Here is an 11,349-nt window from a genome sequence, read left to right as displayed (position 1 = left end):
GGTACTGGGCGGGCAGCAGCCGGGCGGCGTCATGCCCGTCGACATAGTCCATCGAGATCCACAACCGGCCCTCGCCCCCGCCGCCCGTCACGCCGCTGTCACCGTCGGGCCCGCGGCCGGTGCAGCAGCCGTCGGAACCGCCGGTGTTCACCTCGTCGTGGGCCGGCAACGAGGTCTCGTCGGGCAAACCCGTCGCGAGTGGCCCTGGCGGCATGCAGAATCTCGGCGGACCGCCGCCTGTGCCGCCGCAGACCAACTTCGGTCCGCCTCCCCTGCCGCGGAATCCAGTCCCCAAGAAGCCCGGCAATCGACGCAACATCATCGTGGCGGCCGGGGTGATCGGTGCCGTCGTACTGCTGGTCGGCGGCATCACCCTCGCGGTGACCTCCGGTGGCGACGACAACGGCGGTGGCGGCGAGACCACATCGGCGGTGGCCACCGACACCGGCACAGAAGAAACCTCGACGTCGCCGAAACCGCCGGGGCACGCCTTCACCATCGCCGACTACATCAAGCAGGGCGGCTTCGTGGAAACGCCGGTGCACCGCGGTGATCCGGGCGCCCCCGTGTTCACCATGCCGACGCCGCCGGGATGGGTCGACGCCGGACCCCGCACCCCGAACTGGGCGTACTCGGCGATCGTCAACGACCCGGTCAGCCCGACCGATCCGCCGTCGGTCATCTCGCTGATCTCCAAGCTCGCGGGTGCCGCCGACCCGAACAAGCTGCTCGAGTACGCGCCCAACGAACTGCAGAACCTCGCGGACTACAAGCCGAACGGCGAAGTCACCCGCGGGAGCATCAGCGGCTTCCCCACGGTCCATCTGGGCGGCACGTATGCCAAGGGCAACCAGCGTCGCGCGATCACCCAGACGACCGTGGTGATCCCGGCGCCGGGCAACGTCTACGTCCTGCAGATCAACGCCGACGCCCTCGAACGCGACAAGAACGCACTGACCGACGTCAACAAGGCGATCGAGGCCCAGGCGACCGTCACCCTGCCCTGAGCGGGGACCACTTGCGGCGACGAGAAGAGCCGGCCACCAATGGTGGCCGGCTCCAACTCGTTTGGATCGCCGATGGCCTAGAGCACGCCGGAGATCTCGGCGTCCAGCGGGATGTTGCAGCGGTTGCGCAGATCGACCGCGGGGGCACGGATGGCGTCGAGCTCGGCGCGCACCTGCGGATTGTCGTTGAGGTATGCCTTGGTCTTCTGAGCGGTCGCCGACTTGCCCTGTCCCTGCAGCCCGGTGAAGAACGCGTTCACGTCGGGGTGGGTGAACAAGTACGCGGTCATGTTCGTCGAGACTCCTGCCATCACCGCCGTCACGTCGGCAGTGGTGCAGTTCGGCGGTTCGGCAGCGGCGGTGGCCGAGGTTCCCAAGAGCACCGCCCCGGCGCCCAGCACGGCGACGGCACAGCTGCGTGAACGTGTGACAAGTTTCATGTGACTCCTCGATCATCCGGCCCGATTGCAAGCGATGGTCTATGTTTGCCGCAACAATAACTTGCGCCACTCCATTGCGTGCGGGGTCGACGCAACGTCGGCCCGGATGAAAGGAACGACTCGCCATGTCGTCAATGCGTAACCTCTTGGTCCTCAGTGCCGCTGGGTTCGGCATCACGGTCGCGATGTTGGGCGCGCCGACCGCGGCGGCCGAGCCGTCCTTGCTGCCGCAGTGCGAGGTGACCGGTGGCAGCTCGATAGCCGGTGGGCAGACCACCGATTGCGCCTCCGAAGGCAACGTCCAGATCGACGCGACGCCGCCGGTGTACCCGGGCGAGGAAGAGTTCTACGGCTTCCCGGCCTTCGGCTTCATCTGATCGACAGGGTGGGCCGACCGGCCGCGCCAGGTACCCAGTACCCTCGGTACCGTGAATTCGCTCGATTGGCGTAGCCGGCCGACCACCGTGCACTTCGGTCCCGCATCCCTGCAGTCCAGAGCACTCGGCTGGGCAAGCGCACTGACCCTGCGGCCCTTGCTCGGGCTGCTGACCGTGATCGGCATGGCCGTCAACCGCGTCGCCCCCGGGATGCTGCAGCGGGCTCACCTCGACGTCATCGACCGGCCGCTGCGGTACATCAAGCCCCTGCCGGGCACCACGGTGACGCCGGTGGCGCTGCCCAATTGCCCGGCCGAATGGGTGATCGCCCCCGAGGCCCGCGACTCCGATCTGGTGATCCTCTATATGCACGGCTCGGCACTGGTGACCCTCGGGCTGAACTCGCACCGACGTTTCGTCTCGAAACTGTCTGCCGCCACCGGGGCACGCGTGCTCAATGTCGGCTATCGACTGGCTCCCCAGGCTGACATCGACGACGCCGTGGCCGATGGTCTTGACGGCTACCGTCTGGCGCTGTCGCTCGGGTTCTCGGCGGATCGGATTGTGCTGGCCGGGGATTCAGCCGGTGGATTGATGGCCGCCAACACGGCCCTGGCCGCTCGCGACGCCGGGCTGCCGGTGCCCGCCGGGCAGGTCATGCTCTCACCACTGACGTCCTCCGACATGGACCTCAAATACCGTGCCCTGCAAGAACATCGCGATGTGATGTTCCCGTTCATGACGGTCAAGTTCATCTATGACGTGTTCGCCACCGTCAACGGCACCCGGCCCACACCTGTGATGCCACCCGAAGCAGATCTGCACGGGCTAGGGCCATTCCTGCTGCAAGTCGGCACCCACGAGATGCTGCTCAACGACGCCTTCGCCTTGGCCGACAAGCTGCAGGCCGCCGGTGTGCCCGTGTGGGTTCAAGTGTGGGACAGGGCAATGCACATGTTCCAGCTCAGCTTCGACGTCAATCCCGATGCCCGCCGCGCGGTCGAGGAGATCACCTCGTTCATCGCCTATGCGACTGCCGAGGCCGAGGATGAGGTGAGTGCGTAGTTTGGGTGTGCTTGGGCTTTGCGCTTGCGCCGATTTCTGCCGCAGGGTCGCCAACCGCGTGGTTCAGCAACCCCTAGGTCGAAAACGGCGAAGTGCCCGCCACGCCTTTGCGCCGCTTTCCACTGCAGGGTCGTCAAATGCGTGGTCCAGCAACCCCTAAGTCGAAAACGACGAAGTGCCCGCCACACCCTTGCGCCGATTTCTACCCCAGGGTCGCCAACCGCGTGATTCAGCAACCCCTAGGCAGCAAACGGCGAAGCACCGCGCCGCGCGAAGGCCTCTCGAACCCGGTGAAGGATAAAGGCCCTGCTGTGTTCCAACACCACGCGGATGTCAATCCAGCCTTCGCGTTCAATGAATTCGTTGCGGCCGATGTCATGCACAACGGTTCGACGGTCCGTGGCGTGGTGTTTACCTTCGTAGTCAAGCCCAATTTTGACGTCGTCGTATCCCATGTCGATGAATGCCTCGGTGAAGTCGTCGCTCACCTGAATCTGCGTGCGCGGACGACGAAAACCCGCGTCGATGAGAAGTAGTCGTAGCCAGGTCTCCCTCGGGGATTGCCCACCGGCATCCATCAAGTCGAGTGCCGTTCGAGCGCTTCGTATTCCGCGCAACCCGCGATATCGGGCAGCTGATTCGAGCACCTGGTCGGCCTTGATGTCCGTCGCGATGGCCAACGCGTCGAGATGAGCGACCGCGTCATCACGAGGAAGGAACCGGGCGAGATCAAGCGCCGTCCGCACGGGTGTGGTGACACTGAAATCGCCGATCTGACAAACCTCGTCGGGCCCTATGCGTTCCTCTCGCACGATGATGCCGGGGCGCCGACGTCCATGCTCGGTGATCAGTTCGATCGGAACGTCGTCGTCGACCCACTTCGCACCGTGTAGCGCTGCTGCTGCTCGCCCGGCGATAATCCCGCGTCGGCCGCTCCACAGCCATGCGGCCATGGTGTTGGCCTTCAGGTTTCGGGTGGCACCGTTCGGCAAGTAGACGCGTGGGTGCGCCGAGGTGTATCGCCATCGCAGCTGCGCACGAGTGAGACTGCCCTCCGCGAGCGCCTCAGGTCCGATGAAAGGGATGCTCATGAACTGACGATCAGCGTCATGACCGACGGATTGATGGCATCCCCGCCCACGCTCAGCTGAACCTGGGGATGAAATGCGCGCTGGGGATTAAGCCCGCCAAGCCCATGCGCCGGTTTCTACGGCAGGGTCGCCAACCGCGAGCGACCGCGACCCCCAGGTAGAAAACGAGAAAGCCCGCCAAGCCCACGCACCGGTTTCTACCCCAGGGTCGTCAACCGCGAGCAACCGCGACCCCCAGGTAGAAAACGGCGAGAAAGCCCGCCAAGCCCACGCACCGGTTTCTACCCCAGGGCCGTCAATCGCGAGCAACCGCGACCCCCAGGTAGAAAACGGCGAGAAAGCCCGCCAACGCCGCGCACCGGTTTCTACCCCAGGGTCGTCAACCGCGAACGACCGCGACCCTCAGGTAGAAAACGGCGAGAAAGCCCGCCTAAGCCCGCCAACGCCACGCCCGCCACGACCCCGCGGCAGAAACCACCCAAACCTAGTGAGCGAAATGCCGTGCACCAGTGAGGTACAACGTGATGCCGGCAGCTTCGGCGGCAGCCGTCACCTCGTCGTCGCGCACTGACCCGCCGGGGTGCACGATGGCTTTCACGCCGGCGTTGGTCAGCGTCTGCAACCCGTCGGGGAACGGGAAGAACGCATCAGAAGCCGCGACAGAACCGACCACGCGATCGCCTGCCCGCTGCACGGCCAGTCCCGCGGCGTCGACACGATTGACCTGTCCCATACCGACGCCGACAGTGGCGCCGTCCTTGGCGACCACGATCGCGTTGGACTTCACCGCCCGGCACGACCGCCAGGCGAACACGAGGTCGGAAAGCGTCTGCTCATCGGCCGGCTCACCGGTGGCTAGTGTCCAGTTGGCCGGATCATCGCCGGCCGCGTCGAGGGCGTCGCGCTGCTGCACGAGCACCCCGCCACTGATCTGGCGTAGCTCGATACCGCCGACCAGAGGCTCGGAGGCCACCAGGATGCGAATGTTCTTCTTGCGGGCCAACACTTCCACGGCCCCGGCCTCATACGCCGGGGCGATGATGACCTCGGTGAAGATGTCGGCGACGGTCTCGGCCATCTCGACGCTGACTTCGGTGTTGGAGGCGATCACGCCACCGAACGCGCTGAGCGGGTCGCACTCGTGGGCCTTGCGGTGGGCATCGGCGACGGACTCCGAGGAGATCGCGATGCCACATGGGTTGGCGTGCTTGATAATTGCCACGCAGATCTCTTCGTGGTCGAACGCTGCCCGCCACGCCGCATCGGCATCGGTGTAGTTGTTGTAGGACATCTCCTTGCCGTGCAGCTGCTCGGCCTGGGCCAGTCCGGGCCACGCGGAATCGTCGCGATACACCGCAGCCTGCTGGTGCGGGTTCTCGCCGTAACGCAGCACGGCGCTGCGATGCCAGGTGCCGCCGTACCACTGCGGCAGCTTCTGGGCCGGCTCTTCGGGCGCCAGCGTCGACCCCATCCACGACGCCACCGCCACGTCGTACTCAGCGGTGTGCCGGAAAGCCAACGAGGCCAGGATCTTCCGTTCAGCCAAGGTGAAGCCGCCGGCCCGCACCGCGGCCAGCACCCCGTCGTAGCCCAGCGGATCGACCACCACGGCCACACTCGGATGGTTCTTGGCGGCGGCGCGCACCATCGACGGTCCGCCGATGTCGATCTGCTCGACACACTCGTCCACCGACGCCCCGGACTCCACGGTCTCGGAGAACGGGTAGAGGTTCACCACCACCAACTCGAATGCCTCGACCTCCAGTTCGGCCAGGGCCGCAACATGTTCGGGCTTGCGGGTGTCGGCCAACAACCCGGCATGGACGCGCGGGTGCAGGGTCTTGACCCGGCCGTCGAGCACCTCCGGGAAACCCGTCACATCCTCGACCGGGGTGACCGGAACACCGGTGGCGGCAATGGTTTTCGCGGTCGACCCGGTGGAGACGATGGCTACGCCCGCCTCGTGCAGGCCTCGGGCCAGATCGGCCAGACCGGTCTTGTCATAGACACTGATCAGCGCTCGCCGGATCGGTTTTTTCTCGCTCACCGTTGTCTCCTCAACATCCGAAGGTCGCCTTTCGACCAGTCCAGGTCACGCCGCGGGTTGCCAGCGCGGCCAGCACATCCACCAGCAGTCGCCGTTCGACCACCTTGATGCGCTCGTGCAATGCCTCTTCGGTGTCATCATCGAGCACCTCGATGGCGTGCTGGGCCAGAATCGGCCCGGTATCCATCCCAGAGTCCACAAGATGCACCGTGCAGCCCGTCACCCGCACGCCGTACGCCAACGCCTCGGGCACCGCATGCGCCCCCGGAAACGCGGGCAGCAACGCGGGATGGGTGTTGACCACCCGCCCCGGGAAACGGGAAAGGAATTGGCCGCCCAGAATTTTCATGAACCCGGCCGAGACGACCAGGTCGGGCTGATGCTCGGCGGTGACCTCGGTGAGCGCGGCATCCCAGGCGCCGCGGTCCGGGTAGTCGCCGAGTCGCGCGGTGTAGGACGGCACTCCGGCCGCCGCAGCGATGTCCAACGCAGCACAGGTGCGGTCGGTGCCGACGGCAACGACGCGGGCCGGATAGTCGTCGACGGCGGCAGCCAGTAGCGAGGCGAGCAACGACCCTGTCCCCGAAGCCAGCACTACCAGCCGTGCCGGTGCGCTCGGAGGCACTCGTAGCGGTTGCTGCACGCGAGCAGCCTAGTCGCCCGTGCGACGCGGCTGATCGCCGGTCGCTCGGTCGTCGGAGATGTCGTCGACGAAGAAGTGGTCCTCGGGATCGTCATCGACGTCGTCGTAGGTCTGCGGCCTGGGCTCGTAGACGATTTCCTCCACGTCCAGTGGCTCCTCGGCTTCGGCCGGGGGTTCGTCGGCCGTCCACGACACCAGCGGCTCGTCAGGCGCCGGTTCGGGCTCCGCGTCGACGTACTCGTCGGCTTCGGGCTCGGGTTCATCGACCAGCTCGGGCTCGGGCTCCGGTCGCGGCGCGGCCACGGGCCTCGGCTTGCGGGTCAGCCCACCGGACATGGCCACCGTCAGCCCGCCGATCCCGACGAACCACAGGAACACCGCCGGCGCGAACGTCGACTGATCGACTCCGACGTCACCGAAGTTGCCCAGCCGTCCCCCACCGGCATAGGCGGCAAGCGCCATCGTCACCGCGGCCAACCCCGAGGCCACCACCAACTTGGCCGTCGCAGCGCCGATCGGAAGCGGGCGTCGCGCACACTGCTGGCCCACCGCAACCGCCGACGCCGCACCGACGATCAGCAACGCAACCCAGATCGGCCCCAACGGCGGCGAGGGCACCGCGGCCAACACCGGCACCGCGGGGATGTCGCCGCCGAACACGGTGAACGAACTGAACGTGGCCAACCCCACGTGGGCGCTGGAGCCCACCGCGATCGCCGAGGTGCCCACGATCACGTTGGGGATGTAGAGGATCGACAGCAGCGTCAGGCTGAGCTGACCGAACAGGCTGTCGGTGATGGCGAACAGGTCGTGCATCGTGGCCCAGTGCACGATCAACGACACCGCTGTCACCGCGCCGGACAGTCCGAACAGCGCGAGCACCCCGGCCACGGCGGCGCGGATCGCGTCCGGCAGCCATGCCGGCAGGCGTAACGCGGACAGGGTGCGCCGGCCCACCTTCGAGCCGACGCCGACGAGTGCGCCGATCGCATGCACGATGAGCACGCTGCCGAAGGCGCGAAGGGCACTCGGGGTTTGCAATTCGCTGATCACCGAGGCCGCGTCGTGGATGACGGCCAACAGCAGGGCCGCGATCAGAATCGGCCCACCCAACGCCGAGGCCACCACCCAGCGGGTGACGAGCCAGGACGAGTTCGGCAAGGTGGCCGCGGCGGTGATACGGGCAGTGCCCCAGATCATCGCGAGCACCGGCAGCAATGGCATCACGCCGAGCTCACTGCCGCCGATGGACACCGGCACCTGGTGCACGCCCAGCCACATGCTGGCGATGGCGCCGAAGGCGCCCGTCATATCGCTGTTGGCGATCAGCAGTTGCAGCAGCACGACCGCGGCGATGACCACGAGCGCTACGACGGACGGCCCGAATGCGACCCGGAGCAACTCACGTGCCTGGCGGGTGCCGACTGGCCGGTTACTCACTTGCTGGGCTGCTCCTCGCAATGATCGCGCGTGCGCACTGAAGCGCACGCGCCGATCAGCTTACGACGGCGCAGGGCCAGATTGCTGTGAAGAGGACTGCTGTGCCTGCGGCTGCGCCGGCACCGACGTGGTGGGCGCCGACGCGGGCGACTGAGGCTGCCCGTAAGTCGGGTAACCCGTCGGCGGGGTTGGCGGGCCGCTGGGCTGCTGCCCCTGCTGGCCCTGCGGCGCCTGCACCGGGAAACCACCGGTGTTCGGGGCGCCGGAGTAACCGCCGTACTGCGACGGGTAACCGGGACGCTGCGGCTGGGCCTGCTGGTAGGGCTGGCCGCCCTGCGGCTGGTGCTGCTGGCCGTAGTACTGCGACGGGCCGCCGTACTGGCCGTACTGCGGCTGCTGATCGAAGGTCGGCTTGGGGGCGGGCGGCGTGATGACGCCGGCGTCGAACAGCAGCGCGGTGATGGCGGCGCCCGCCTGGATCAGCGTGAGGACGAGCAGAACCCAAATCGTCCAGTCGGCGTCCGCGCCCGCGGCCACCGAGAGAGAGATCGCGAGCAGCAGGCCCAACGTGGCCAGCACGGCCGCCGGCGCAACACGGTTCTTCTGTTTCGGCAGCACGCTGACGCCGGCCACGAGGCCGGCCAACAGCGGAACCACGATGATCAGCGAACCGATCACGGCCTGGATCTCGAAGGCGAAGCTGACGAAGTAGGCGATCAGGCCGACGGCGGCCACCACGCCCAGCAGAATCTGGGGCAGGTTGTTCTCACCAGGCGCGGCCGGTGCAGCCGGGGCCGCCGGGATCTGCGCTGGGGAGGCCTTGGCGAACTGCTGAGTCGCATCGAATTGGGACCCCGACTGCGGGGGGTATCCGGGGTTACTGGGCGGGTAGGTCATGACCTCTCCTGTGCTATCGAGCTTCGCGACGTGTCACGCAGGCATGAATACCGACCACGTGAGCGATTCGAGCTTCCACGCTAGCGCACCCACCTGGGTGCGCGGCGCGCGTGCTCGGTGTCGGAGCGGTCTCAAGCTGATACCAGGACGGGTGCATCCACGGAATCGGTTTCAGCTGCCTCGATCTCGCGGACGAGCGGCAGCACCTTGGCGCCGAAGTACTCGATTTCCTCTTGAAAATGCAGGAATCCGCCCAAGATGAGGTCGACGCCGCGTTTGCGATATGCGGCAATGCGTTCGGCGATCTGCTCGGGGGTACCGATCAACTGGGTGCGGAAGCCGTCGTTGTATTGCACCAGGTCCTCGAAACTGGAATCGGCCCACATGCCCTTCTTGTCACCGGTGGAGTTGCCGGCCTGTTGCACGGCGTTGTGGAAACCTTCGACGGCAGGCTTGTTGGCCTTGGCGATGATTTCTTTGAGCGTCGCCTTGGCCTCTTTCTCGGTGTCGCGGGCGATGATGAAGCCGTTCAGGCCGAACTTCACTTCGCGGTCGGCATTGCGAGCATGATCACGCACCTCGACGACCTGCTCGGTGAGGCCGTCGAAGTCTTTGCCGTTGGAGAAATACCAATCGGCGTAGTACCCGCCGTTGCGCCGCGCCGCCGTCGAATTGCCACCCTGGAACAGTTCGGGGTTGGGCCGCTCAGGGGTGTTGAGCGGCTTGGGCTTGAGGGTGAAGTCGTGGATGCGGTAGAAATCGCCGCGAAAATCGACGTCGTCCTCGGTCCAGATCTTGCGCAACACCTGCAGGAACTCCGCACTGCGGCGGTAGCGCTCGTCATGCTCCAGCCAGGGCTCGCCCAGGTGGGTGAATTCGTCCTTGAACCAGCCCGACACGACGTTGACCGCGAACCGGCCATTGCTCAAGTGATCGGCGGTGGCGCCCAGCTTGGCCAGCACCGCCGGCTGCCACAAGCCGGGGTGAACGGCGGCGATCACCTTGAGCCGCTCGGTGGCCAGCAGCAGCGCCAGGCTGAAGCTGGTGGATTCGTGCTGGTATTCCGCGCCATAGCTGGCCTCATAGCGCACCTGGCTCAGCGCGTACTCGAACCCGTTGTTCTCCGCGGTCTGGGCCAGCTTCTTGTTGTATTCGTAATTCCAGTCGGTGCGCTGCTCGATGTCGCTGGTCACCAGGCCGCCGCTGACATTGGGCACCCAATAGGCGAACTTGACGTGGTCGGCGATGCGTTCAGTCGTCATGCCGGTGATCCCAGCAAACGCATCGGCGCACGTCGCGGGTATCACTCGCGGTGAAGTTGTCTCCCGTCGGCCGGCCTTACGAGACGGACCGTCTTGCTACTGGGACTGAAACACGTTCTAATTCTGGGCATGGACTATGGGCTCGTTCTCTTCACCAGTGACCGCGGCATCGCCCCGGCCAAGGCCGCCAAACTCGCCGACGATCACGGCTTCACCACGTTCTACGTGCCCGAGCACACACATATCCCGATCAAGCGCGAGGCCGCTCACCCCACCACCGGTGACGAGTCGCTGCCCGATGACCGCTACATGCGCACGCTTGATCCGTGGGTCTCGCTGGGCACGGCGTGCGCGGTGACCTCGCGGGTGCGGTTGTCGACGGCTGTCGCGCTGCCCGTCGAACACGACCCGATCACCCTGGCCAAATCCATCGCCACCCTTGACCATCTGTCCGGCGGGCGGGTGTCGTTGGGCGTCGGATTCGGCTGGAACACCGACGAACTCGCCGACCACAACGTCCCCCCGGGTCGCCGTCGCACCATGCTGCGCGAGTACCTCGAAGCCATGCGCGCACTGTGGACTGAGGAAGAAGCCTCCTACGAAGGCGAATTCGTGAACTTCGGGCCATCGTGGGCCTGGCCCAAGCCCGTGCAGTCCCACATCCCGGTGTTGGTCGGCGCGGCCGGGACCGAGAAGAACTTCAAGTGGATCTCGAAGTCGGCCGATGGCTGGATCACCACACCACGCGACTTCAACATCGACGAGCCCGTCAAGCTGCTGCAGGACACCTGGGCCGCGGCCGGGCGCTCCGGGGCACCCCAGATCGTGGCGCTCGATTTCAAGCCGGATGCCGAGAAGCTCGCGCACTGGCGTGAACTGGGCGTCACCGAGGTGCTGTTCGGCCTGCCCGACAAGTCCGAGGCCGAGGTGGCCGCGTACGTGGAGCGGCTGGCGGGCAAGTTGGCCTCGCTGGTCTAGTTCTGCCGCTGGCCTGATCGCCGAGATCAACGCCATGGTCGTAAAGTTCGAGGGGAACGACCATGGCGTTGATCTTGTGGTCAGTCGGCGTGTCGGTTCCTC

The 11,349-nt window shown here is 66.3% G+C and carries 11 protein-coding genes; 4 read left to right on the top strand and 7 right to left on the bottom strand.

Annotated features, from left to right (window positions below; genetic code table 11):
* The first annotated feature begins 119 nt into the window (after positions 1-119).
* Positions 120-1,007 (top strand): LpqN/LpqT family lipoprotein, encoded by an 888-nt coding sequence (locus A5733_RS16930; protein ID WP_233152711.1) that lies wholly within the window; start codon positions 120-122, stop codon positions 1,005-1,007.
* A gap of 77 nt (positions 1,008-1,084) precedes the next feature.
* Here the strand turns inward: A5733_RS16930 and A5733_RS16925 are convergent, their stop codons facing one another.
* A complete protein-coding gene (locus A5733_RS16925) occupies positions 1,085-1,447 on the bottom strand; it encodes a heme-binding protein (protein ID WP_067771172.1) in 363 nt (120 codons plus the stop codon).
* 125 nt (positions 1,448-1,572) lie between these two features.
* On the opposite strand from A5733_RS16925, the gene A5733_RS16920 reads away from it, so the two are divergent.
* Both A5733_RS16920 and A5733_RS16915 read left to right on the top strand, forming a co-directional pair.
* The gene (locus A5733_RS16920) at positions 1,573-1,824 is read left to right on the top strand and encodes a hypothetical protein (protein WP_067771171.1); all 252 of its coding nucleotides are present in this window, start codon (positions 1,573-1,575) and stop codon (positions 1,822-1,824) included.
* 51 nt (positions 1,825-1,875) lie between these two features.
* Positions 1,876-2,889 (top strand): alpha/beta hydrolase, encoded by a 1,014-nt coding sequence (locus tag A5733_RS16915; RefSeq protein ID WP_076240942.1) that lies wholly within the window; start codon positions 1,876-1,878, stop codon positions 2,887-2,889.
* Positions 2,890-3,128: 239 nt separating this feature from the next.
* Here A5733_RS16915 and A5733_RS16910 read toward each other — a convergent pair whose 3' ends face one another.
* From A5733_RS16910 to sfnG, 6 genes are all read right to left on the bottom strand, one after another.
* Complete coding sequence (locus A5733_RS16910) at positions 3,129-3,980, bottom strand: hypothetical protein (protein ID WP_076240941.1); 852 nt, start codon at positions 3,978-3,980, stop codon at positions 3,129-3,131.
* Between the two features lie 484 nt (positions 3,981-4,464).
* Complete coding sequence (purH, locus tag A5733_RS16905) at positions 4,465-6,027, bottom strand: bifunctional phosphoribosylaminoimidazolecarboxamide formyltransferase/IMP cyclohydrolase (protein ID WP_067771165.1); 1,563 nt, start codon at positions 6,025-6,027, stop codon at positions 4,465-4,467.
* A 10-nt stretch (positions 6,028-6,037) separates the two neighbouring features.
* Positions 6,038-6,670 (bottom strand): phosphoribosylglycinamide formyltransferase, encoded by a 633-nt coding sequence (gene purN, locus A5733_RS16900; protein WP_076240940.1) that lies wholly within the window; start codon positions 6,668-6,670, stop codon positions 6,038-6,040.
* Between the two features lie 9 nt (positions 6,671-6,679).
* The gene (locus tag A5733_RS16895; RefSeq protein ID WP_076240939.1) at positions 6,680-8,110 is read right to left on the bottom strand and encodes a DUF6350 family protein; all 1,431 of its coding nucleotides are present in this window, start codon (positions 8,108-8,110) and stop codon (positions 6,680-6,682) included.
* 60 nt (positions 8,111-8,170) lie between these two features.
* Entirely contained in the window at positions 8,171-9,007 is an 837-nt protein-coding gene (locus A5733_RS16890; RefSeq protein WP_067771161.1) for a DUF5336 domain-containing protein, read from the bottom strand.
* Between the two features lie 131 nt (positions 9,008-9,138).
* The gene (gene sfnG, locus A5733_RS16885) at positions 9,139-10,269 is read right to left on the bottom strand and encodes a dimethylsulfone monooxygenase SfnG (protein ID WP_076240938.1); all 1,131 of its coding nucleotides are present in this window, start codon (positions 10,267-10,269) and stop codon (positions 9,139-9,141) included.
* Positions 10,270-10,398: 129 nt separating this feature from the next.
* Here sfnG and A5733_RS16880 point away from each other — a divergent pair, with 129 nt between their 5' ends.
* Positions 10,399-11,247: an LLM class F420-dependent oxidoreductase gene (locus A5733_RS16880; RefSeq protein ID WP_076240937.1), complete on the top strand. Its 849-nt coding sequence runs from the start codon at positions 10,399-10,401 to the stop codon at positions 11,245-11,247.
* The last annotated feature ends 102 nt before the right edge of the window (positions 11,248-11,349 follow it).

Source organism: Mycobacterium sp. NS-7484 (assembly GCF_001953975.1).
Classification (GTDB): Bacteria; Actinomycetota; Actinomycetes; order Mycobacteriales; family Mycobacteriaceae; genus Mycobacterium.
This window is presented reverse-complemented; position numbering and strand designations above follow the sequence as displayed.

Bases quoted from the DNA above. Each gene is read 5' to 3' on its own strand.
- A5733_RS16925 (WP_067771172.1), bottom strand. From the start codon at position 1,447: ATGAAACTTGTCACACGTTCACGCAGCTGTGCCGTCGCCGTGCTGGGC.
- A5733_RS16920 (WP_067771171.1), top strand. From the start codon at position 1,573: ATGTCGTCAATGCGTAACCTCTTGGTCCTCAGTGCCGCTGGGTTCGGC.
- A5733_RS16910 (WP_076240941.1), bottom strand. From the start codon at position 3,980: ATGAGCATCCCTTTCATCGGACCTGAGGCGCTCGCGGAGGGCAGTCTC.
- A5733_RS16890 (WP_067771161.1), bottom strand. From the start codon at position 9,007: ATGACCTACCCGCCCAGTAACCCCGGATACCCCCCGCAGTCGGGGTCC.
- sfnG (WP_076240938.1), bottom strand. From the start codon at position 10,269: ATGACGACTGAACGCATCGCCGACCACGTCAAGTTCGCCTATTGGGTG.
- A5733_RS16880 (WP_076240937.1), top strand. From the start codon at position 10,399: ATGGACTATGGGCTCGTTCTCTTCACCAGTGACCGCGGCATCGCCCCG.